Raw genomic sequence first — 23,675 nt, forward strand, 5'->3', positions numbered from 1 at the left:
GCATGCTCGACACCACGACCATCCAGACGATCGCGCGCCGCTTGCACCAGGCCGAGATCGACCGCAAACAGATCCGGCAGGTTTCGCTTGAGCACCCCGACATCACCATCGATGACGCCTACGCCATCCAGCGCGAATGGGTCGCGATGAAGCTGGCGGGAGGGCGACGCCTGAAGGGCCACAAGATCGGCTTGACGTCACGCGCTATGCAGCAGTCTTCACAGATCGACGAGCCGGACTACGGCGCGCTGCTCGACGACATGTTCTTTGCCGAGGGGAGCGAGATCCCCACCAGCCGCTTCATCGTGCCGCGTGTGGAAGTGGAGCTTGCCTTTGTGCTCGGCAAGCGGCTGGAAGGGCCGGAGGTGACGCTGTTCGATGTGTACGACGCGGTGGACCACGTGATACCGGCGCTCGAGATCATCGACGCGCGCTCGCAATCGATCGATCCCGACAGCGGGCGCCCGCGCAAGGTGTTCGACACGATTGCCGACAACGCTGCGAACGCTGGCGTCGTGACGGGCGGCCGGCCCATCCGCATGCGCGATGTGGACCTGCGCTGGGTCAGTGCCATCTTTTCGCGCAACGCCGTCATCGAAGAGACAGGCGTGGCAGCCGGCGTGCTGAACCACCCGGCCAACGGTGTCGTCTGGCTGGCCAACAAGCTGGCGCCGCACGGCGTCGCGCTGGAGCCGGGGCAGGTCATTCTTGGCGGATCGTTCACGCGGCCGGTGCCAGCCCGGCCCGGTGATACATTCCATTGCGATTATGGTCCGCTTGGCAGCATTGCCTGCCATTTCGTCTGACCGTCTAACCGTCTAACGCTCAAAGGATGCCCTCGCGATGCAACTCCCGGTGAACAGCTTCAAGCGCGCGCTGGCCGAGCGCCGGCCGCAGATCGGCCTGTGGCTCGCAATGACGCATCCGTACCCGGCAGAGATTGTGGCGGGTGCCGGGTTCGACTGGTTGCTGATCGACAACGAGCACGCACCCAATCAACTGCAATCGACACTCGCGCAATTGCAGGCGGTTGCACCATACGCGTCGCATCCCATCGTGCGGCCTGCCTGGAACGATCCGGTCGAGATCAAGCGCCTGCTGGATATCGGCGCGCAGACGCTGCTCGTGCCGATGGTCCAGAACGCCGACGAGGCGCGTGCGGCGGTGGAAGCCATGCGCTATCCACCGAACGGTATTCGTGGCGTTGGCAGCGCGCTGGCTCGCGCATCGCGCTGGAACCGCGTAGACGATTACCTCCACCAGGCCGACGCTCAGATGTGCACGCTGATTCAGGTCGAAACGGCAGAGAGCCTGGAGCATCTCGACGCGATTCTTGCCGTGCAAGGCGTCGACGGCGTCTTCATTGGCCCTGGCGATCTTGCGGCATCCATGGGGCACCTGGGCGCACCGGCGCATCCAGAAGTCCGCAAGACGATCGACGGCGCAATTCAACGCATCGTCGCGTCCGGCAAGGCGGCGGGCATTCTGTCAGCGGATCAGGCGCAGGCGAAGCATTACCTGTCGCTCGGAGCGACCTTCGTTGCGGTCGGGACGGATGTCACGCTGCTGGCGCGTAGCGCCGAACAACTGGCGCAGGCGTTCAGGGGGGAGAACGCTGCCAAGCCGCAGGCCGGCAGCGTGTATTGACGGGCGTTACTCGTCGCCTGTGAAACGTCCCATCGGCGTGTGTGTTTCCATGGCGTGGATCGACTCGTCGATGGTGGTGTAGAGCGCGTCGAGGCGTGCGCGACCCAACTGCGCTTCGATGCGTGCGTATTCCGCATCCACTTGCGGCTCCACATCGGCCAGGAACTGGCGGCTCTTGGGGGTGAGCGAAATCACCTGTCGGCGCTGGTCCACCGACGACTTTGTCCGCACGATCATCTCGGACTGTTCCATCGCAGCCAGCATGCGCGTCAGGCTTGGGCTCAGGATCAGGCATGCATCGGCGAGCTGGTTGGGCTCCATGTCGCCGGTATCGTTGAGCGTACGCAGCACGCGCCATTGCTGCTCGGTAATGCCGTGCTCGCGCAGGATCGGCCGAAAGCGCGCCATGAAGGTCTCACGGGCGCGCAGCAGGAGATGCGGGAGATTGCGGTGCTTGAAGGCAGAAGCCATGCGGGGCGCTCCTTATGCGCGACGCAAGGCAGCGACCACGGGCGTGTGGTCTGATGGCTGCTCCCACGTGCGCGGCACGCGGTCGATATGGCACGACTCGCACAGCTTGGCGAGTTCAGGCGAAAGCATGATGTGGTCGATCCGCAGGCCGGCGTTGCGCTTGAACCCGAACATGCGGTAATCCCACCACGAGAACAGTTTGTCTTCCTGCTCAAACATGCGAAACGCATCGACGAGCCCAGCGCCTTGCATCGCTCGAAACGCCGCCCGCTCTTCAGGCGACACCAGGTTCTGACCCTCCCACTTTTTGGGGTCGTGCACATCGCGGTCTTCGGGAGCGATGTTGAAATCGCCCAGCAGCATCAGTCGCGGGTTTGCCGCCATCTCGCTCGTCAGCCAGGCCTGCAGTGCCTCCAGCCAGCGCAGCTTGTAGACGAATTTGTCGGAGTCGAGCGCCTGCCCGTTCGGAATGTAAGCAGAAATCACGCGCACCGGGCCGCCGTCGACGTCGTACGTGGCGGCAACGATGCGCTGCTGCTCGTCGGCAAAACCAGGGATGTTCTTCACCACATCGCGGCCTTCAGGCACCGACGCCTTGCGCGCGAGGATGGCGACACCGTTGTACGTCTTCTGACCCGTGAACAACGAGGCATAGCCGGCGGCGTCCAGCTCGGCCAGGGGGTAACGGTCATCGGGTAGCTTCAGTTCCTGCAGGCAGAGCAGATCGATGGGGGTGGCGTCGGCTTCGCGCTCGCCCAGCCATTGCAGCACGTGCGGTAGGCGGACCTTCAGGGAGTTAACGTTCCAGGTGGCGACACGCATGAGGGCTCGGTCCTTGCAAATGGCGACGGCGCACAGTTCGGCGCCGTTCAGGGGTGCGATATTGTGCCATCAAGCGCAGCGGGCTCGAATGAAAAACGCCGCTTCGGCGTTGGCACGAAGCGGCGTTGTCATGGCTGGCGCAGCAGTCCGTTACGCGGCTTCCGCCATCATGCCGCCATGACGCAGCAGTGCATCGATGCTAGGGGCGCGACCGCGGAAGGCCGTAAACGATTCGATGGCCGGGCGGCTGCCACCCACGGCCAGCACTTCACGGCGATAGCGTGCGCCGGTTTCCGCATCGAGCACCGAGCCGCCCAGCTTGCTGGCTTCTTCAAACGCCGCATAGGCATCTGCCGATAGCACCTCGGCCCACTTGTAGCTGTAGTAACCCGCCGCATAGCCACCCGCAAAGATGTGGCTGAACGTGTTCGGCCAGCGCGACAGCTCGGCCTGCGGCACCACGTGGAAGCGATTGTTGATCTGGCGCGACAGCTCCAGCACCGACGTCGTGCCCTTGGGGTCGAAGTCTGTATGCAGGTGCATGTCGAACGTCGAGAACACGATCTGGCGCAGCGTCGCCATGCCGTTCTGGAAATTCTTCGCGGCCAGCATGCTGTCGTACAGCTTGCGCGGCAGCGGCTCGCCGGAATTCACATGACGCGTCATGCGCGAGAGCACTTCCCATTCCCAGCAGAAGTTCTCCATGAACTGCGACGGCAGCTCCACCGCATCCCATTCCACGCCGTTGATGCCCGACACGCCCAGCTCATCCACCTGCGTGAGCATGTGGTGCAGGCCGTGACCAAACTCGTGGAAGAGGGTGATGACCTCGTCGTGGGTGAACAGCGCGGGCTTGTTGCCGACCGGGCCGGAGAAGTTGCACGTGAGGTAAGCCACCGGGGTTTGCACGCCTGCTTCGCCCAGCAGCTTGCGACCGCGCGCGTCGTCCATCCACGCACCGCCACGCTTGCCTTCGCGCGCGTACAGGTCGATGTAGAACTGTGCGAGCAACTCGCCCTGGGCAGATTCGACGCGAAAGAAGCGTACGTCGGGGTGCCATACCTCGGCCGCCTCCGGCTGAATTTTCACCGAGAACAACGTCTGCACAACATTGAACAGGCCGTCCAGTACCGCGGGTTCTGGGAAATACTGCTTCACCTCCTGCTCGGAGAATGCGTAGCGTGCCTCGCGCAGTTTTTCCGAGGCGTAGGCCATGTCCCACGGTTCGAGCTTGTCGATGCCGAGCGTGGTTTTGGCAAAGGCCTGCAGCTCTTCCCAATCCTTCTCGGCAAACGGACGTGCGCGGTCGGCCAGTTCACCCAGGAAGCGCAGCACGTCTTCGGGCGAATCGGCCATCTTCGGCACGAGCGACACCTCGCCAAAATTGCGATAGCCCAGCATGTGCGCTTCTTCGGTGCGCAGCGTGAGCTGTTCAGCCATGTTGGCGGTGTTGTCCCATTCGGCCTTGCCGCCGCCGTACTGGGCGCCAAGTTCGGATGCGCGCGTGACGTTGGCTTCGTACAGTGTGCGGCGCAGCGCGCGATCGTCTGCGTATTGCAGCACCGGGAAGTACGACGGGAAATGCAGCGAGAACTTCCAACCGGTCGCATCGGGATTGTCGCGGCGTGCCGCTTCCTGTGCCGCCTGCTTGGCGTCGTCGGGCAGGCCGGCGAGGCGCGCTTCATCGTCGATGACGAGCGCGTAGGCGTTGGTCGCATCCAGGACGTGGTCGCTGAAGGCTTTTGTCAGTTGCGCCTGCTGTTCCTGAATGGCGGCAAAACGCGGTTTCTGGTCTTCGGGCAATTCCGCGCCACCCAGGCGGAAGCCGCGCAACTCGTTCTCAAGCAGCTTCTTGCGCGCAGGCGACAGCGTGGCGTATTCCGCGCTGTCGGCAATCGCCTTGTACTTCTCGAACAGTTCCAGATCCTGGCCCAGCCCCGACCAGAACTCTGTCACGCGCGGCAGATTGGCGGCATGGGCTTCACGCAGCTCCGGCGTGTCGGCGACGGCGCTCAGGTGGCTGACGATGCCCCAGGCGCGGCCCAGCGGCTCGGTCGCGTCCTCCAGTGCGGTGACGACGGTGTTCCAGCTCACAGGCGTGGCGGGGTCTTTGACCTGCGCGACCGCCGATGCAGCACGCTCAAGCAGCACGTCGACGGCCGGCGTGATGTGTTCGGGGCGGATGTCCGCAAAGCGCGGCAGACCAGAAAAATCGAGCAGCGGATTGTTGGCCGGGGTGGCAACCTTGGGCGAAATGTCGGTCATGGCAGGCTCGGTAGAGAAATTCGGGGGACAAAAAAAGCGTCCGATCCAAGAGGTGGGGACGCTTTTTCCGTTTCCAACTGGATCAAGGTGAAGCTTACGCCGCCAGCGCGGCTCCTTCAGCAGCGCGCTCGGCGGCTTCCAGGGTATTGATCAGCAGCATGGTGATCGTCATCGGACCGACACCGCCCGGCACGGGCGTGATATAGCCAGCGACTTCCTTGACGCCGGCAAAGTCGACGTCGCCACACAGCTTGCCGGCATCGTCGCGGTTCATGCCCACGTCGATGACGACGGCGCCCGGCTTGACCATGTCGGCAGTGATGATGTTGCGGCGGCCCACGGCGGCCACGATGATGTCGGCCTCACGCGTGTGCGCGGCCAGGTCGCGCGTCTTGCTGTTGCAGATCGTGATGGTGGCGCCGGCTTGCAGCAGCAGCATCGCCATCGGCTTGCCGACGATGTTCGAGGCACCGACCACCACCGCATTGGCGCCGCGCACCGGGTAGTTGATCGATTCCAGCATCTTCATGCAACCGTACGGCGTGCAGGGGCGGAACAGCGGGGCGCCGGTCATCAGGGCACCGGCATTGGCCACGTGGAAACCGTCCACGTCCTTCTCGGGCGCGATGGCTTCGAGCACCTTGTGGCTGTCGATGTGTTTGGGCAGCGGCAGTTGGACCAGGATGCCGTGGATGCGCGGGTCGCGGTTCAGCGCGTCGATGCGGCCGAGCAGGTCGGCTTCGGACAGGTCAGCAGGGTAGCGGTCGAAGCTGGACAGGAAGCCGTTGTCTTCGCACGCCTTGATCTTGTTGCGCACATAGACCTGGCTGGCCGGGTCTTCGCCGACGAGGATGACGGCGAGGCCGGGCTGGTGGCCGCGCGCGGTCAGGGCGGCGGCGCGTTGTGCGGCCTCGGCGCGGAGTTGTTTGGCAAGCGCGTTGCCGTCAATGAGTTGGGCGGTCATGGCTGGGCGGAGGAGGGAGAGGGCAAACCGCGATTATAAATCGCCGCCTCCCTTCCGGCCGCCCGGATGATCGCTTGGGTTTTCCTGCAGCCGATTCAGGCGTTGCGCGACAGGGCCAGGCGCAGCAGGTCCGCCACGGTGTTCACGTTGAGCTTTTCCATGATGTTGGCGCGGTGCGCTTCCACCGTCTTGATGGAAATGCCCAGATCGTCGGCGATCTGCTTGTTCAGGCGGCCGGCGACGATGCGCTCCAGGACCTGCTGCTCACGCGTGGTCAGGCGGCCGAGCAGGTCCTTGGCGGCCTTTTGCTCGCGCGCGACCGAGTCTTCACTGCGGGCCTTGCTGAGCATGCGCTCAACCAGCTCGCGCAGTTCGGATTCGTCGAACGGCTTTTCAATGAAGTCGACCGCGCCTTTCTTCATGGTCGACACGGCCATTGGCACGTCGCCGTGGCCCGTGACGAAAACGATCGGCATGCGGCTGTTCTCGGCCAGCAGGCGGTCTTGCAGCTCGGGGCCGCTCATGCCTTGCATGCGTACGTCGAGGATCAGACAGCCGACGCCTTCGCCACGTTTGTCGTCGACCAGGAATTCTTCGGCACTGCGGTAGGTGCGGACGGTGTAGCCGTTGCCTTCGAGCAGCCACGTCAACGAGTCACGCATGGCTTCATCGTCATCGACGACGAACACGGTTTCGTTGCGCGGCGCAACTGCGGCGGGCGTTGTGCTCATGGAGGAGTCCTCGGTCTACGTTCTATGTTTTAAAAACGATTACAGCGGATTCAGCGGCAGGATGATTTTAAACGTACAGCCGATGCCATCGGCATTGTTTTCTACCCAGAGCCTGCCGAGGTGGGATTCTATGATGGAGCGGCAGATATTCAGCCCCATCCCCATGCCGTCGGATTTGGTGCTGAAGAACGGCTCGAACAGCCGCTCCTTGGTGCTGTCGTCCACGCCCGGGCCCTGGTCGATCACCTCGATCAGCACGGAATTTTCCGGGTCGTTGATCAGGTTGGCGTGCAGGCGCAGGACGCTGGCGGCGCGCAGGCGCGGGTGGGCGGCCATGGCTTCGGCGGCGTTCTTGAGCAGGTTGACGAGCACCTGCTCGATGAGCACCGGATCGACGTACAGATGCGGCAGGTCGCCCGGCAGGCGCGTGAGGATGGTGATGCCGCGCCGAGTGGCCTCCAGTTCGGCCAGGCCTACGGCGTCGGCGACGATGTCGCGCAGGTCGGATTCGCGCCGCTGCGGCTGACTGCGTTTCACAAAGCCCCGGATGCGCTGGATGATGGTGCCGGCACGCACGGCCTGGGCGGAGGTCTTTTCCAGCACCGGGATCAACTCTTCCGGGGTGCTGCGCCCGGACTTCAGGCGGCCGACCGCACCCATGCAGTAGTTGTTGATGGCTGCCAGCGGCTGGTTCAGTTCGTGTGCCAGCGACGAGGCCATCTCTCCCATCGTCGTCAGACGGCTGGTGAACTGGATGCGTTCTTCGTGCTGGCGGGTCATTTCTTCAGCGGCCTTGCGCACGGTGATGTCGGTGGCGATCTGCATCTGCGCGAGGTGGCCGTCGACCCACTGGATGTAGCGGCGCCGAACTTCAAACCACTTCTGCATCGATGGCACGTAGATTTCTCGCGCGTCCGCCGCGTGCGGTGTCAGTTCGGAGGCGGGCAGGCCGGCATAGGCGTCCACCAAGTCGAGCGCATCGCTGGAAACGTCTTCCGTGTTGACGTCGTTGCCGGAGAGCTGCAGGTGGCCGAACGCCTCCCAGCCGAAAAGCTGGCGGTAGTAGCGGTTGGCGAACAGCAGCTCGGCCTTGTCGGTCGAGAGCACGGACACGGCCGCGTCCAGGCTCTCCAGCACCGTGGTGAAGCGGTCGTGCGCGGCAGCCAGGTCTTCGCGGGCGCGCTTGGGCTCGGTGATGTCCGTGATGGAACTCATCCACCCCGTGTGCCGGCCGCGTGCGTCGATGAGCGGCGAGACGTACATCCGCGCATAGAAGCTCGTGCCGTCGCGGCGCATCATGCGCAATTCCATGCCGTTGGCAGGCGCCTTGCCGCGCAGGGTCAGCTCGATGTGCTTCTGCATCTCGCCAATCTCGTTGGGCGGCCAATACGGGAACGGCGGCATGCGGCCGACCAGTTCCGCTTCCGTCCACCCGATCATGCGGCAGAACGCGGGGTTCACATAGGTGATGCGGCCGTTGAGATCGAGCGAGCGCATGCCGATCACCATGGAGTTCTCCATGGCGCGGCGGAATGATGTTTCCGCCAGCAATGCGCGCTGCGCCTCCGAGCGGCGGCTGGTGTGGCGCCACACGCTCCACAGGCTCCAGATCACGAAGCACGACAGGCCGGCCACCAGCCACATCAGCATGTTGTTGGGCAGGTTGGACGGTGCCGGATACGCCTCGGCACGCAGCGACAGCGAATGCCCCGGCGGATCCAGCAGCACTTCATACGACGCGGCGGCCTTGGGCACCGGCCGCAACGACGTGCTCGCGCGGATCACGTTGTTCTTGTCGACCAGCGAGAAGCGGTAGCGGTCGGTCAGCTCGCCCGGCAGCAGTTGCGTGAGGATCCCCGTGACCGAATACATGGCGCCCACCGTGCCGAGGAATTCGTTGTCCCGCACGATCGGCACTTCCATGAGCATGAAGCTCTCGCCGCGCTCGTTCTGGATGGGGCGGGAATAGACGGCGCGCTGCGTCTCACGGGCAGCGTCGTAGGCGGATTGGATTTCGGGTTCGAGCGGATGGTCGCGCGTTTCGCGCACGCGTGCGGTGAATTCGGAAGTGGACGGGAACGCCCAGCGCGGGCGGCGCGTGGCATCGAGCCAGTTGATGAAGACGAGTTCAGGGTTCTCGCGCAAGAGCTGGCGGGCCGCATCGCGGTAGGCACTTGGGTCAAGTTGCGCGGCACCGATATCGCGCGCCAGGGCGGCCACTTGATCCTGATTGCTTTGCAGCGACAGGCGCACCTTCTGCTCGGCCCAGGCGGCATCACGGTAGAGGGCGTCGCGCTGCTGCTGCACCTCGGTGGCGTGCAACTGATACAGGATGAAAATCATCGCGCCGGCAAACAGGACGATCGCCACCAGCGGGATGAACATGAACCAATTGGTCGTCCATAGCCGCCCCAGGCGCGTCAGCCACAGGCGGCGGGGCATGTTCGGGCGCACGATTTCGTCTGAAGGCAATTCAGACGCGTTCACGGAAATGGGCGCAGGCGCAGCAGGCGTTGACGGCTCGGGCTTGGCGGCCGGGTCCTGCGAAGCGTGGGAGGGGGCAAGCATGATGGGCGGACGAACGCCGGAATTCTGCGGAGGTAAAGGAGTGGGCATCTGTGCAACTGCGCAAAACCAAGTGTAACGGCAATCAACTTGCGGGTCGCTTGGGGAAACCGATTGGTGAGCTGTCTCGTTCGCTCGGAAAATGCTGCACCGCAATGTCAAAAGTGATTTGTTTTGCGTTGCGGCAATATTCCACATTATAAAAAACCATATCGCAATTTGAAAATTCCGCTTGTGCTGCGTTTGCGGGTGCCCATAGAATCAGCGCAAAAGTCGGGGTGGCTCCCTGCGTGCGTGCGTGCGGACGCGCGCGGCAGTGGGGTGCCTCACAAGAGACGCAACTACCGTTACTGCTACCAAGGAGACCGCCATGTCGGCCGTACCAGAACAAGTCCTGGGTGCCACGAGCGCCAGCGACGCTGATCCCCAGGAAACCAAGGAATGGCTGGAGGCGCTGCAAGGCGTCATCGGCGCGGAAGGCCCGCAACGCGCGGCGTTCCTCCTCGACAAGCAGATCGAATACGCACGCATCAACGGCGTGACGTCTCCGCTGCACGCAGAAACCCCCTATATCAATACGATCCCGGTCGAGAACCAGGACCGCATTCCTGGCAACCAGGAAATTGAGCACCGCATCCGCTCGTATACGCGCTGGAACGCCATGGCGATGGTGCTGCGCGCGAACAAGGACACCAACGTCGGCGGCCACATCTCGTCGTTCGCTTCGGCGGCCACGCTGTATGACGTCGGCTACAACCACTTCTGGCACGCCCCGTCGGACAAGCACGGCGGCGACATGGTCTTCGTGCAGGGCCACTCGGCGCCGGGCGTGTATTCGCGCGCCTTCCTGCTGGGCCGTCTGAGCGAGGAGCAACTCGACAGCTTCCGCCAGGAAGTGGACGGCAAGGGCATCTCGTCGTACCCGCACCCCTGGCTGATGCCGGATTTCTGGCAATTCCCGACCGTGTCGATGGGCCTGGGCCCGATCATGGCGATCTACCAGGCGCGCTTCACCAAGTACCTGGCCAGCCGCGGTCTGATCCAGAACTGGGAAAACCGCAAGGTCTGGGCGTTCCTGGGCGACGGTGAAACCGACGAGCCGGAATCGCTGGGCGCAATCGGCATGGCCGGCCGTGAAAAGCTGGACAACCTCGTCTTCGTGATCAACTGCAACCTGCAGCGCCTGGACGGTCCGGTGCGCGGTAACGGCAAGATCATTCAAGAGCTGGAATCGGAATTCCGCGGCGCTGGCTGGAACGTCATCAAGGTCATCTGGGGCAGCCGCTGGGATCAACTGCTTGCCCGCGACACGAAGGGCCTGCTGATGAGCCGCATGATGGAATGCGTCGACGGCGAATACCAGACCTTCAAGTCGAAGAGCGGCGCTTATGTGCGCGAGTTCTTCTTCAACACGCCGGAACTCAAGGCCATGGTGGCCGATTGGTCCGACGACGACATCTGGGCGCTGAACCGCGGCGGCCATGACCCGCACAAGATCTACGCGGCGTTCCAATCGGCGAGCAATCACAAGGGCCAGCCGACCGTCATTCTCGCCAAGACCATCAAGGGCTATGGCATGGGTGAGGCGGGCGAAGCGATGAACATCGCCCACCAGCAGAAGAAGATGCCGGTGGACGCTATCCGCAAGCTGCGTGATCGCTTCAACATTCCGGTTGCCGACGACCAGCTCGAGCACGTTCCGTACGTCAAGTTCGAAGAAGGCTCGAAGGAACTCGAATACATGCGCAAGGCTCGCATGGACCTGGGTGGCTACCTGCCGGCTCGCCGTCAGAAGGCTGACCCGCTGCAGATTCCCGCGCTGGCTGCGTTCGACGCGTTGCTCAAGGCCACCGGCGAAGGCCGCGAAGTGTCCACGACGATGGCCTTCGTGCGCATTCTGAACATCCTGCTGAAGGACAAGAACATCGGTAAGCACGTCGTGCCCATCGTGCCGGATGAGTCGCGTACGTTCGGCATGGAAGGTCTGTTCCGTCAGGTCGGTATCTGGAACCAGGAAGGCCAGAAATACGTGCCGCAGGATCACGACCAGCTGATGTTCTACAAGGAATCGCAGACGGGTCAGGTGCTGCAGGAAGGCATCAACGAAGCCGGTGCCATGTGCGACTGGATCGCCGCCGCCACGTCGTATTCGACGCATGGTGTGGCGATGATCCCGTTCTACATCTACTACTCGATGTTCGGCATCCAGCGTATCGGTGACCTTTGCTGGGCCGCTGGCGACATGCGCTCGCGCGGCTTCCTGCTGGGCGGTACCGCTGGCCGTACCACGCTGAACGGCGAAGGCCTGCAGCATGAAGACGGCCATTCGCACGTGTACCACGCTGCGATCCCGAACTGCATCTCGTATGACCCGACCTTCCAGTACGAACTGGCGGTGGTGATGCAAGACGGCCTGCGTCGCATGTATGTCGAGCAGGAAGACGTCTATTACTACCTGACGGTGATGAACGAAAACTACGAGCACCCCGAAATGCCGGCGGGTGTCGAGGGCGACATCATCAAGGGCATGTACCAGTTCAAGAAGGGCGTCGAGAACAGCAACGCACCGCGCGTGCAACTGCTGGGTTCGGGCACGATCTTCCGTGAAGTGATTGCCGCTGCCGATCTGCTCAAGAAGGACTGGGGCGTCGAATCCGACCTGTGGGGCTGCCCGAGCTTTACCGAGCTGGCCCGCGAAGGCAACGCCATCGCGCGCTGGAACCTGCTCAACCCGACCGAGCCGCAACGCGAGTCGCACGTTGAGAAGCTGCTCAAGAACGCACGCGGTCCGGTCATCGCTTCGACCGACTACGTTCGTACCTTCGCCGAGCAGATCCGCGCCTTTGTGCCGCGTCGCTACGTGGTGCTGGGCACCGACGGCTTCGGCCGCTCGGATACCCGCGAGAAGCTGCGCCACTTCTTCGAGGTGGACCGCTACTGGGTGACGGTCGCGTCGCTCAAGGCGCTCGCCGATGAAGGCGTGCTGCCCCGCGAAAAGGTGGCCGAGGCACTGAAGAAGTACAACCTCGATCCGAACAAGCCCAACCCGATGACCGTATAACGGAGCCGCCGGGCGCGCGGGTTGCGTCCGGCCGGGCACCGCCCCGACAGACTTCCCGCAACGTGCATTTGCCTGCACGATGCGGTAGCCTGCGGGGCAACGCGTGTCCGCCGCCGGATGCTCTCGCCGCCAGACCCTCTGGAGACAGAAGAATGAGTCAAGTCGTAGAAATCAAGGTGCCGGACATCGGCGACTACAAAGACGTCCCGGTGATCGAAGTGCTGGTCAAGGCGGGCGATACCGTCAACGCCGAAGATTCGCTGGTTACGCTGGAATCGGACAAGGCGACCATGGACGTGCCCTCGCCCAAGAGCGGCGTCGTCAAGGAAGTGAAGATCAAGGTGGGTGACACCGTGTCGGAAGGCTCGCTGGTGCTGCTGCTCGAAGAGCAGGGCGCTGCCGCCGCGCCCGCCCCGGCACCTCAAGCGGCACCCGCACCGGCTCCGGCCGCTGCGGCGCCGACGCCCGCACCTGCCGCACAAGCTCCGGCCCCAGCGCCCGCTGCTGCGGGTGGCGGTACGGTTGAGGTGAAGGTGCCGGACATCGGCGACTACACCGACGTACCGGTCATTGAGATCAGCGTCAAGGTGGGCGACAAGGTGGAAGCCGAGCAGTCGCTGATCACGCTTGAGTCCGACAAGGCCACGATGGATGTGCCGTCGCCGGCCGCCGGTACCGTCAAGGAAATCCGCGTGAAGGTGGGCGATGCCGTGTCGCAAGGCACGCTGATCGTCGTGCTGGAGGGTGCGGGCGGTGCTGCCGCTGCGCCGGCACCTGCGCAAGCTCCAGTACCGGCACCCACAGCCGCACCGGCTGCCGCTGCACCGAGCCCGGCCCCCGCGGCTGCGCCCGCAGCTGCTCCGGCCGCAGCGCCCGCTACGTACACCGCCGATACCGTCGGTACGGTCGGCAAGGCGGCCCACGCCAGCCCCTCGGTGCGCAAGTACGCGCGTGAGCTGGGCGTCAATGTGAATCTCGTGGGCGGTACAGGTCCGAAGAATCGCATCACGCAGGAAGACGTGCAGCGCTACGTCAAGGGTGTGATGAGCGGTCAGGCCGCGGCACCGGGCAAGGCTGCCGCGGGTGCACCGGCCGGCGGTGGCGAGCTGAACCTGCTGCCATGGCCGAAGGTCGACTTCACCAAGTTCGGTCCGGTCGATCCCAAGCCGCTGTCGCGTATCAAGAAGATTTCCGGCGCAAACCTGCACCGCAACTGGGTCATGATTCCGCACGTCACCAACAACGACGAAGCGGACATCACCGAGCTGGAAGCCTTCCGCGTGCAGATGAACAAGGACCACGAAAAGGCCGGCGTGAAGTTCACGATGCTGGCGTTCGTGATCAAGGCGGTCGTGGGCGCGCTGAAGAAATTCCCGACGTTCAACGCGAGCCTGGACGGCGACAACCTGGTCTTCAAGCAGTACTTCCACATCGGTTTTGCAGCCGATACGCCGAATGGGCTGGTGGTGCCGGTGATCCGCGATGCGGACAAGAAGGGCCTGATCGACATCGCGAAGGAAATGGCCGATCTGTCGAAGGCAGCCCGCGAAGGCAAGCTCAAACCGGACCAGATGCAGGGCGGCTGCTTCTCGATCTCGTCGCTGGGTGGTATTGGCGGCACGAACTTCACGCCGATCATCAACGCACCGGAAGTGGCCATCCTTGGCCTGTCGCGTGGTTATCAGAAGCCCGTTTGGGACGGCAAGCAATTCGTGCCGCGCCTGACGCTGCCGCTGTCGCTGTCGTACGATCACCGCGTGATCGACGGCGCGGAGGCTGCACGCTTCAACGCGTATCTGGCCAGCGTGCTGGCGGACTTCCGCCGCGTCAGCCTGTAAGCCCACGCGGGCGCGGCACGCATCTGGCTTCGGGCCTGTGCGTGCCGGCCCGGTTGGGTTTGCAGCGGTCGGCGGACTGGTCAGTGGACTGATGGCGAGGACGACATGACGACGTGCGTGGTGGTCAAGAAAGACGGCGAAGTGGCGATTGCGGCCGATTCACTGGTGACGTTCGGCGATACGCGCCTGGCGCGTGGCTACGAGCAGAACCAGAAGATCTTCCAGGTGGGCGATTCTCTGATCGCGCTGGCGGGCACGACGGCCCACTTCCCGGTCATGCGGAGTCTGCTGGCGGGTCTGGCAGATGAGTGCCGCCTCGGCACGCGTGACGACGTCTTCCGGACCTTCCTCAAGGTGCATGAAAAGCTCAAGGACGAGTATTTCGTGAACACCAAGGAAGACGACGACGACCCCTACGAGTCGTCACAGATCACCTGTCTGATCGCCAACGCAACCGGCATCTACGGCGTCTATTCGTACCGCGAAGTGTTTGCGTTCGACCGTTTTTGGGGCATCGGTTCGGGGCGCAACTTTGCACTGGGTGCCATGTCGGCGGTGTTCGATATGCCGGGCAAGTCGGCGGCGGACGTTGCACGGGTGGGCGTGTCCGCAGGCGTGGAGTTCGACAAGAGTTCGGGCGGCCCGATCGAGGTGCACACAGTCCGTCTGCAGGATTGAAAAGCGTCAGCGGGCCCGGGCGAAGCCGGGTGCCGACGACAAGAACAAGGAGTCAGGAATGAGCGTGGTGGAAATCAAGGTGCCGGACATCGGCGATTTCGATGCGGTGGAAGTCATCGAAGTGCTGATCAAGGCGGGCGATACCGTGGCGCCCGAGCAGTCGCTGATCGTGCTGGAATCCGACAAGGCCAGCATGGAAGTGCCGTCGGACGTGGCCGGCAAGATCGTCGACGTGAAGGTCAAGGTGGGCGACAAGGTCAGCAAGGGCACGGTAATCGCGACGGCTGAAGCCGGCGCGGCTGCTGCTCCGGCGCCTGCTCAAGCACCGGCTCCGGCCGCAGCGCCTGCTGCCGCACCGGCAGCATCGGCACCCGCGCCGCAGGCGGCGAAGCACGCTGGCGGCGCCGACATCGAATGTGACATGCTCGTCCTCGGCTCCGGCCCGGGCGGCTACTCGGCAGCCTTCCGCAGTGCGGACCTGGGCATGAACACTGTGCTGGTGGAGCGTTTCTCCACGCTTGGCGGCGTTTGCCTGAACGTGGGGTGTATCCCGTCGAAGGCGCTGCTCCACACGGCGGCAGTCATGGACGAAGTCAAGGCCATGGCCGCGCACGGCATTGTCTACAGCGAGCCCACGGTTGATATCAACCAACTGCGCAAGCACAAGGAATCCGTCATCGGCAAGCTGACCGGCGGGCTGGCCGGCATGGCCAAGGCTCGTAAGGTACAGGTCGTGCGCGGCATCGGCACGTTCCTCGACCCGAACCATCTGGAAGTGCAGCTGACGGATGGCGCCGGCAAAGCGACCACCGGTGAGAAGAAGGTCATCCGCTTCGCCAAGGCGATCATCGCTGCGGGTAGCGAGGCCGTGAAGCTGCCGTTCATTCCGGAAGATCCGCGCATCGTCGATTCGACTGGCGCGCTGGAGCTGCGCGAAGTGCCGGCCAAGATGCTGGTCATTGGCGGCGGCATCATTGGCCTGGAAATGGCCACGGTGTACAGCACGCTGGGCGCCCGCATCGACGTGGTGGAAATGCTCGACGGCCTGATGCAGGGCGCTGATCGCGACCTCGTCAAGGTATGGGACAAGATGAACAAGAGCCGCTTCGACAAGGTCATGCTCAAGACCAAGACGGTCGGAGTGGAAGCCAAGCCGGACGGCATCTACGTCAAGTTTGAAGGCGAAGCTGCACCGGCCGAGCCGCAACGCTATGACACGGTGCTGGTGGCCGTGGGCCGCGCTCCGAACGGCAAGCGCATCGGCGCGGAAAACGCCGGCGTGGCCGTGACCGACCGCGGCTTCATCGAAGTGGACAAGCAACAGCGCACGAATGTGCCGCACATCTTCGCGATCGGCGACATCGTGGGTCAACCGATGCTGGCACACAAGGCCGTGCACGAAGGCCACGTGGCGGCCGAAGCTGCGCACGGCGAGAAGGCGTATTTCGACGCCAAGCAGATTCCGTCGGTCGCTTATACCGATCCGGAAGTAGCCTGGGCAGGCCTGACCGAAGACCAATGCAAGGCGCAGGGCATCAAGTACGGCAAGGGCGTGTTCCCCTGGGCTGCATCGGGCCGCGCGATTGCCAACGGCCGCGACGAGGGCTTCACCAAGCTCATCTTCGACGAGGAAACCCACCGCATCATCGGTGGCGGCATCGTTGGCACACATGCAGGCGACCTCATCGGCGAGATTTGCTTGGCCATCGAGATGGGCGCAGATGCCGTGGATATCGGCAAGACCATCCACCCGCATCCGACGTTGGGTGAATCGGTGGGGATGGCTGCAGAAATCTACGAAGGCGTTTGCACGGACGTGCCGCCCACTCGCAAGCGTTGAAATGCAATTAACCGTCATGTTTTGGGAGCCACCCTAAAATCCGGCTGGCAAAAAGGAGGGGCCGCTCGATTGGGCGGCCCTTTTTTTGGGGGCGATGTGGCGGCGCGTCAGTGCCGAGGATCAGCTGGACGCCGATGCCGACGTAGCAGGCGCAGGGCTGCGATCAGGCGGCGCCATATCTGTTGTATCAACCCATGTCGACGGGCACGCCAGACGGCAATTCGTACCTGCAGGGCTTGCCAGGTCGGCGTTGCCTGCAGAGTGGCAACCATGCGCTGCTTCCAAGCCAGGAAGGCGGATTCCCAGCGGGCATACCAGGCGATCGTGTGCAATTGCGGTCGCACGGCGGCATAGATGCGTACACCCAGCCCCGTGCTGACGATTTTCGCTGCGACCAGAACTAAGGTGCCTGCAATGAGATGGCCCCGCGCCAGCACGTATACGGCGGCCAGCTTGAACGGCAACAACGCCAGCATAGGCAGGGCAAATGCGCAGAGAGCTTCGATAGGCTCCAGCTGCGCCAACTTCCGCTCCGCCGCTTGGACCCAGGGGTGGGCCGCCAAGCGAGCAGTCGCCCGCTGCATGACGTTCCAGATCCACTCTTCTAACAGCAGGATGAGCGCAGCCGCGACGATCAGACTTCGCTTGGCGAGGGATTCGCGAGACATTGGGAAGGGGGGAGGGGCGGTGGGCTGCGATACAGAATGGAGCGTTGGCCGCCTGCAAAGTTCGCAATTTGAAGGGCAGAGACGTTTCAGGCGCACATAAAAAACCCGGCCGAAGCCGGGCTAAAGGTACCCACTGATCACCACTGAGGACAGGTTTCGGTAGCGGGACCGAGGAGACAATCTAACGAACACGGTGGAATGGACCGCGGGGCGTGCGTTTCGGTTCCGCGCAAATGCGCGCAAACGACGTGTTTGGAGGAGTGGCTCGATGGCCAAAACAAAACGGGCCTCCCGAGGGAGGCCCGCTTGAACAACCGGGTAACTACGCTAGCCTAGCGCTTAGGCAGCAGTCGTTGCCGACTTCTTGCCGGTAGCAGCGCGCGCTTGGGCCGAAGCTTGGGCGGTTGCCTTGCTGGCAGCGTTGGCAGCAGCGTGGAAGTTGCTTTCAGCCAGCTCCACGGCTTGCTTGGTAGCCTTCTGCACCGAGTCGTAGGCGTTGTTGGCAGCCGACAGAGCCGACTTCACCAGGGCAACTGCCGATTCCGAACCGGCCGGAGCGTTCTTCGACACGTTGTCGACCAGCGCTTGCAGCTTGCGGCTATTTTCAGCGATTTGCACTTCAGCAGCCTTGCTGAATTCGGTTTGCGTGTCCGAAGCGATTTCGTACAGGTGGCGGCTGTAAGCCAGAACCTTTTCAGCCAGCGGCTGCACAGCGGCGGTTTGCACCGACAGCAGCTCTTGAGCATCCTTAGCGGTCAGTGCCTTCTTGGCGTGTTCGACGTTTTCGGCCAGGGTAGCCTTGACGACTTGCAGGTTCAGCTCGACCAGCTTTTCGACGCCTTCAAATGCCTTGTTGGTCAGGCCGAAGAACGTTTCCAGATTGGCCTTGTGCGCCGCAGCGATCTGTTCCTGAGTCAGCATGTTGTCTCTCCAAATACAAAGGTGGGTCGGGGAATCAAAATGAAAATTTAGATCGCCCAGATGTACAAAGCATGACGGTCAGCGTCGGGCCTTCCAGGCGACATCGCGATGAATTAGGGATGGTGCATCGCAACAATTTCATTGTTGTTGAATGTCAAACCAGTGTCAAGCGTCCTTTGTGCATCGCACAAAAATCAGAATTCGTTGATTTTTCGTGCACAGGAATTGCGCGACCAACCGTTTGGTGTAATTTTTTGTGGCAGAAAAATGCGCGTCCGTGGTGCAGGAGAAAGGCATTTGACCACTTCCGGCGGTAATTCCGTCTCAAAAAACATACGAGTGCAGCGTAGGTTAGGATGCGCCCGAGTGCCATTTTTGTTGCGTTGCGATTTGTTATTCACATGCGGGCCTTCTACACCGACCATTTTGTTTTGCCGCTGCCGCCGGGCCATCGGTTTCCGATGCGCAAATACAGCGACCTGCGGGCACGGGTTTTGGCCGACGTGCCGGGGCTGTCTCTGTATGAAGCGCCGCGCGCCGAGGACGACGCGTTGCTGCTGGCGCACACGCCCGAATATGTTGAGGCGGTAAGCGCCGGTCGGCTTGACCCGGCGCGCCAGCGCGAGATCGGGTTTCCCTGGTCGTCGGAAATGGTGGAGCGCAGCCGCCGGTCGGCCGGCGCGACGATGGCCGCGAGCGAGGCCGCGCTGGCGGACGGGATCGCCGTCAACCTGGCGGGCGGGACGCACCACGCCTACGCGGACAAGGGCGGCGGATTCTGTGTATTTAATGACGCAGCCATTGCCTCGCGCTGGATGCAGCGCCAATCAGGCAGGACGCCGGCGGATTTTCCGGTCGCCATCATTGATCTGGATGTACATCAGGGCAACGGCACGGCGTCGATCTTGCGCGATGACGCCACCGTTTTCACCTTGTCGCTGCACGGCGAGAAGAACTATCCGTTCCGCAAGGAAGCGTCGGATCTCGACATCGGCCTGCACGATGGCTGTGGCGACGAGGACTATTTGCAAGCGTTGACCGGCGCACTCGACATCCTGGCCGGGCGCTTCAAGCCGCAATTGATCATCTATCTGGCCGGCGCGGATCCGCATGAGGGCGATCGGCTCGGCCGGCTCAAGCTGACGCTGCATGGCTTGGCCCGGCGCGACCAGGAAGTCTTCGATTTCGGGTATCAACGGCGCATACCGGTTGCCGTTACCATGGCGGGCGGCTACGGCAACAATATCGACGATACCGTGGCCGTCCACGCGCAGACCATCGCGCTGGCTGCCCGCCACGCACAGCGCTGGGCAGCACGCGACGAGGCCGCTGGCGCATCGACCTCTCTTCCGCTTTCCGCATGACCCAAGTGTCTTCCGTCGCGCCAGCCTCAGCGCGTGGCTCTCTGTTTTTTGTCGCCATGCCGTGGCTGTTCGTGCTGATCTGGAGCACTGGCTTTATCGTGGCCAAGTACGGGATGCCGTACGCCGAGCCGATCACGTTCCTGTTTTTACGCTTCGTGGGCGTGCTGGTGTGCCTGCTGCCGCTGGTCTGGCTGGCGCGCGTACCGCTGCCGCGCCACGCCGGCACAGGCGAAACCGACTGGGCGGCCGTCGGCCACATCGCGGTGGCCGGCTTGCTGATGCAATGGGGCTACCTGGCGGGCGTCTGGGCAGCGGTCAAGCTCGGCATGCCGGCAGGCATGACGGCGCTGATCGTCGGCATGCAGCCGATTCTGACTGCGCTGTATGTATCACTACGTGGGGAGCGCGTGTCGCGCCGACAATGGGCGGGGCTGCTGTGCGGCACCGCGGGCGTGGGTCTGGTCGTGGCCAACAAGCTGCATCTGGCGGGCGTCGGCGTGACGACGCTTGCGCTTTGCGTGGGCGCGTTGCTGTCGATCACCGTCGGCACGCTGTATCAAAAGCGCCATTGCCCGGTGTTCGACCTGCGGATGGGCGCGTGCATTCAGTTCGGGGCCTCGGCGCTGCTGTGTCTGCCGTTCATGTTTGTGTTTGAGACGCGTGAGGTGCATTGGACGCTGCCGATGATCGGCTCGCTGGTGTGGTCGGTGCTGGCGCTGTCGATCGGGGCGATCTCGCTGCTGTTCGTGCTGATCCGCCAAGGCGCGGCCACCAAGGTGACGTCGCTCCTGTATCTCACACCGCCGACGACCGCCGTGATGGCGTGGGCGCTGTTTGGCGAGCGATTTCCGCCGCTCGCTGCGTTGGGCATGGTGATTGCCGCGTGCGGTGTGGCGCTCGTCATCCGCAAGTGACCGAGGCTCAGCGGCTGGCGTATCCTGATCACTTTCCACGGCCACCTGCCCGCTGCCCATGAGCACGCCACGCCAGACGCGCGACGACTATCGCCACTTCCAAACCATCACCACGCGCTGGATGGACAACGACGTCTACGGCCACGTCAACAACGTCGTCTATTACAGCTACTTCGACACCGTGGTGAACGCCTACCTGATCGAGCAGGGCGTGCTGAACCCCGAGCGCAGCGACACCATCGGCCTCGTCATCGAGACCCAATGTAACTACTTCGCGCCGTTGTCGTTTCCAGACCCTGTGGTGGCGGGCCTGCGCGTTGCGCGCCTGGGCAATACGAGCGTGCGCTATGAGGTAGGCCTGTTCCGCGGCGACGCGCAAGAGGCCGCAGCGCAGGGCCATTTCGTGCATGTCTACGTTGACCGCGAAACGCGTCGGCCGGTGGCGCTGCCGGATGCACTGCGTGCCGTGCTCGAGCCGCTTGTCTCCAATGTCACTGCTTGAGATTTTGCGCATCGCCATGACCGACCGACGGCCCACCTCCGCAGAAGTCGAACTTGTCGATCAGGCCATCACGTCGCGTCGGTCTGTTCGCGCGTTCCTGCCTACGCCGGTGGCGCGTGAAGATATCGAAGCGATCCTTGATGTGGCGCGCCGTGCGCCGTCAGGCAGCAACACGCAGCCATGGAAGGTGTATGTGCTGACGGGCGAATCGAAGGCGCGCTTGTCCGAATCCGTGTTGGCGGCGTATGAACACCCGGAGGCCGATACGCTGCATCGCGAGGAGTATCCGTACTACCCGCGCACATGGATTGATCCGTACCAAAGTCGGCGCCGCAAGGTCGGCTGGGATCTCTATGGCTTGCTCGGCATCGAGCGCGCCGACAAGGAGCGCATGCACGCGCAGCACGCGCGCAACTTCCGCTTCTTCGATGCGCCGGTCGGCATCATCTTCACGATCGACCGGGTGATGGAGCAGGGCAGCTGGCTGGATTACGGCATGTTTCTGGAAGCCGTGATGGTGGGTGCGCGTGCTCGCGGCATCGATACGTGTCCACAGGCTGCTTTCACCCAGTTCCATCGGATCATCGCCGAGCATCTGCGGTTGACCGATGACGAAATGGTCGTCTGCGGCATGTCGATGGGCTACGCGAATCCTGCAGCCATCGAGAACACCCTCGTCACCGAACGTGCACCTGTCTCCGACTTCACTCGCTTCCTCGACTGACGTCGTCATCGCGCCGCAGCCTGCACGCTACAGCGCACATCTTCGCGCAAAGCGAGAATTGGCGGTGAAAAGTCGTCGAATTATGTCAACAGATACGACCGATCCATCGTTAGACTTTGATCTGCGACTCTGCGTATGACGCGCGCGTGTTGTGAGGAAGTGTTGGGGCTGGTTGTAAACCGTGATTGTCGGCATGTGCGACGGAACTCACGGGGTACCTTCAGCGTCCGTTGCTGATTCCGCACCGCACATCATGTGCGGCTTAAGCAACTTTCTTCGCGATTGGAACTTTGCCACAGCAGACAATTGCGTCGAAATGATGACCGAATGATAAGGCTCCAGAGGTCAAACTTTAAGGCCGTGAGCTAAGTCCTTCATCTTGCTAAGAATTTTGTTTTTGCCTACACTTGCGCCATCTCACGCGCGGGTGATCGAACCATGTCACGGTCTGTTTCCTCATTTTTTCGACGTCTCGGCTTTGTTTCGCTGATGACCGTCGCGCTCGCTGCCGTCTCCGTCGCTACCGTGGCCAACGCCGCCACGACCGACAAAAAGCCCGCCGCCAGCAAGAAAGCCAAAGTCAAATCCACGGGCAAGACCGTCGTCAATCGCAAGGCCAGCGCCAAAGTCGCGGCTGCGAGCAGCGATGACGCCGCGTCCACCAAAGTCCGCAAGGTCGTCACCGTCAAAGGCAAGCGCCATGTGATCATGGTCGAGCGCGGTGCACGTCCGGTGCGCGCAGCCTTTGTGCCGGCGTCGCCGACGCTTGGCGAGGCGATGGGTCTGCGCTCGACGCCCGACGCGTTGGCGCTGCGTTCCTCCGTCGCGCTGGTGATGGACCAGAACAACGGCGAAGTGCTGTTCCAGAAGAATTCGTCGGCCGTGCTGCCGATTGCCTCGATCACGAAGCTGATGACGGCGCTGGTCGTGACCGACGCTCATCAACCGATGGACGAGCTGCTTGAAATCACCGATGAAGATCGCGACTACGAGCGCAACACCGGCTCGCGTCTGCGCTTCGGCACGATGCTCACGCGTGAAGATCTGCTGCTGCTGGCGCTGATGTCGTCGGAAAACCGCGCAGCCTCAGCGCTGGGCCGTAACTATCCGGGTGGTCGTCCGGCATTCGTTGCCGCCATGAACCGCAAGGCGCACGAGCTGGGCATGAACGACACGCACTATGTCGATTCGAACGGCCTATCGAGCAGCAACGTGTCGAGCGCACAGGATCTGGCCAAGATCGTGATGGCTGCCTACAAGGTGCCGACCATTCGCCAATTCACGACCACGCCTGAACATACGGTCAACGCCAACGGCCGCACGCTGCACTACGTCAACACCAACCGTCTGGTGCGTGGCGGCGAATGGGATATTGGTCTGCAGAAGACCGGTTTCATCAACGAAGCGGGCCGCTGCCTCGTGATGCAGGCCAACGTGCACGGCCGCAACGTCGTGATGGTGTTCCTGGATTCGGCTGGCAATCTCACGCGCTTTGCGGATGCCACACGCGTGCGCAATTGGCTGGAGCGCAATCCGCACATCGAGCCGGCCACGCAAGCTGCTGCGCCGTTGCGGAATGTACCTGTGTCGACGCAGCCCACAACCGTGCTGGCATCGGAGCAGCACGGCGCTTGAGCCTCGGCGTCACCCAACAAAAAAAGCGCGTCATCGAACGCGCTTTTTTTGTTGGCTAAACCGGC

Annotated in this window: 19 protein-coding genes; 11 read left to right on the forward strand and 8 right to left on the reverse strand. The window is 63.0% G+C overall.

Annotated features, from left to right (window positions below):
• Positions 1-2: 2 nt before the first annotated feature.
• Positions 3-806, forward strand: coding sequence for a 2-oxo-hept-4-ene-1,7-dioate hydratase (gene hpaH, locus BM136_RS02885; RefSeq protein WP_092970114.1), 804 nt, complete (start codon positions 3-5; stop codon positions 804-806).
• 37 nt (positions 807-843) lie between these two features.
• On the forward strand, positions 844-1,647 hold the full coding sequence (gene hpaI, locus BM136_RS02890; RefSeq protein WP_092970116.1) for a 4-hydroxy-2-oxoheptanedioate aldolase: 804 nt from the start codon (positions 844-846) through the stop codon (positions 1,645-1,647).
• Between the two features lie 6 nt (positions 1,648-1,653).
• On the opposite strand, the gene hpaR is transcribed toward hpaI, so the two are convergent.
• The 6 genes from hpaR to BM136_RS02920 form a co-directional block, all read right to left on the reverse strand.
• Positions 1,654-2,118 carry a homoprotocatechuate degradation operon regulator HpaR gene (gene hpaR / locus BM136_RS02895; RefSeq protein ID WP_092970118.1) on the reverse strand — a complete coding sequence of 155 codons (465 nt, stop codon included), beginning with the start codon at positions 2,116-2,118 and terminating at the stop codon, positions 1,654-1,656.
• A gap of 12 nt (positions 2,119-2,130) precedes the next feature.
• Entirely contained in the window at positions 2,131-2,940 is an 810-nt protein-coding gene (gene xth / locus BM136_RS02900) for an exodeoxyribonuclease III (protein WP_092970120.1), read from the reverse strand.
• A gap of 150 nt (positions 2,941-3,090) precedes the next feature.
• Complete coding sequence (locus tag BM136_RS02905; RefSeq protein WP_092970122.1) at positions 3,091-5,205, reverse strand: M3 family metallopeptidase; 2,115 nt, start codon at positions 5,203-5,205, stop codon at positions 3,091-3,093.
• Between the two features lie 94 nt (positions 5,206-5,299).
• A complete protein-coding gene (gene folD / locus BM136_RS02910) occupies positions 5,300-6,169 on the reverse strand; it encodes a bifunctional methylenetetrahydrofolate dehydrogenase/methenyltetrahydrofolate cyclohydrolase FolD (protein WP_009240794.1) in 870 nt (289 codons plus the stop codon).
• 95 nt (positions 6,170-6,264) lie between these two features.
• Positions 6,265-6,900 carry a response regulator transcription factor gene (locus BM136_RS02915; RefSeq protein ID WP_024975528.1) on the reverse strand — a complete coding sequence of 212 codons (636 nt, stop codon included), beginning with the start codon at positions 6,898-6,900 and terminating at the stop codon, positions 6,265-6,267.
• A 39-nt stretch (positions 6,901-6,939) separates the two neighbouring features.
• Positions 6,940-9,468: a PAS domain S-box protein gene (locus tag BM136_RS02920; RefSeq protein ID WP_092970124.1), complete on the reverse strand. Its 2,529-nt coding sequence runs from the start codon at positions 9,466-9,468 to the stop codon at positions 6,940-6,942.
• A 367-nt stretch (positions 9,469-9,835) separates the two neighbouring features.
• On the opposite strand from BM136_RS02920, the gene aceE reads away from it, so the two are divergent.
• From aceE to lpdA, 4 genes are all read left to right on the forward strand, one after another.
• Positions 9,836-12,526: a pyruvate dehydrogenase (acetyl-transferring), homodimeric type gene (aceE, locus tag BM136_RS02925; protein WP_092970126.1), complete on the forward strand. Its 2,691-nt coding sequence runs from the start codon at positions 9,836-9,838 to the stop codon at positions 12,524-12,526.
• 152 nt (positions 12,527-12,678) lie between these two features.
• Positions 12,679-14,364: a dihydrolipoyllysine-residue acetyltransferase gene (gene aceF, locus BM136_RS02930; protein ID WP_092970128.1), complete on the forward strand. Its 1,686-nt coding sequence runs from the start codon at positions 12,679-12,681 to the stop codon at positions 14,362-14,364.
• Positions 14,365-14,469: 105 nt separating this feature from the next.
• A complete protein-coding gene (locus tag BM136_RS02935) occupies positions 14,470-15,042 on the forward strand; it encodes an Ntn hydrolase family protein (RefSeq protein WP_092970130.1) in 573 nt (190 codons plus the stop codon).
• A 58-nt stretch (positions 15,043-15,100) separates the two neighbouring features.
• Positions 15,101-16,882 carry a dihydrolipoyl dehydrogenase gene (gene lpdA / locus BM136_RS02940; RefSeq protein WP_092970132.1) on the forward strand — a complete coding sequence of 594 codons (1,782 nt, stop codon included), beginning with the start codon at positions 15,101-15,103 and terminating at the stop codon, positions 16,880-16,882.
• Positions 16,883-16,989: 107 nt separating this feature from the next.
• Here the strand turns inward: lpdA and BM136_RS02945 are convergent, their stop codons facing one another.
• Together BM136_RS02945 and BM136_RS02950 are read right to left on the reverse strand one after the other, a co-directional pair.
• Complete coding sequence (locus BM136_RS02945; RefSeq protein WP_092970134.1) at positions 16,990-17,550, reverse strand: hypothetical protein; 561 nt, start codon at positions 17,548-17,550, stop codon at positions 16,990-16,992.
• Between the two features lie 339 nt (positions 17,551-17,889).
• Positions 17,890-18,471 carry a phasin family protein gene (locus BM136_RS02950; RefSeq protein WP_024975535.1) on the reverse strand — a complete coding sequence of 194 codons (582 nt, stop codon included), beginning with the start codon at positions 18,469-18,471 and terminating at the stop codon, positions 17,890-17,892.
• Between the two features lie 356 nt (positions 18,472-18,827).
• Between BM136_RS02950 and BM136_RS02955 the strand changes: the two genes are divergently transcribed.
• The 5 genes from BM136_RS02955 (at position 18,828) to pbpG (ending at position 23,610) form a co-directional block, all read left to right on the forward strand.
• Positions 18,828-19,835 carry a histone deacetylase family protein gene (locus BM136_RS02955; RefSeq protein WP_092970136.1) on the forward strand — a complete coding sequence of 336 codons (1,008 nt, stop codon included), beginning with the start codon at positions 18,828-18,830 and terminating at the stop codon, positions 19,833-19,835.
• The gene (locus BM136_RS02960; RefSeq protein WP_092970138.1) at positions 19,832-20,749 is read left to right on the forward strand and encodes a DMT family transporter; all 918 of its coding nucleotides are present in this window, start codon (positions 19,832-19,834) and stop codon (positions 20,747-20,749) included. Before BM136_RS02955 ends, BM136_RS02960 begins: the two co-directional genes overlap by 4 nt.
• 58 nt (positions 20,750-20,807) lie before the next feature.
• Positions 20,808-21,251 (forward strand): acyl-CoA thioesterase, encoded by a 444-nt coding sequence (locus tag BM136_RS02965; protein WP_092970140.1) that lies wholly within the window; start codon positions 20,808-20,810, stop codon positions 21,249-21,251.
• 16 nt (positions 21,252-21,267) lie between these two features.
• On the forward strand, positions 21,268-21,975 hold the full coding sequence (locus tag BM136_RS02970) for a nitroreductase (RefSeq protein ID WP_092970721.1): 708 nt from the start codon (positions 21,268-21,270) through the stop codon (positions 21,973-21,975).
• 438 nt (positions 21,976-22,413) lie between these two features.
• Positions 22,414-23,610 (forward strand): D-alanyl-D-alanine endopeptidase, encoded by a 1,197-nt coding sequence (gene pbpG, locus BM136_RS02975; protein WP_092970142.1) that lies wholly within the window; start codon positions 22,414-22,416, stop codon positions 23,608-23,610.
• Positions 23,611-23,675: the final 65 nt, after the last annotated feature.

This window comes from Ralstonia sp. NFACC01 (assembly GCF_900115545.1).
Lineage (GTDB): Bacteria > Pseudomonadota > Gammaproteobacteria > Burkholderiales > Burkholderiaceae > Ralstonia > Ralstonia mojiangensis.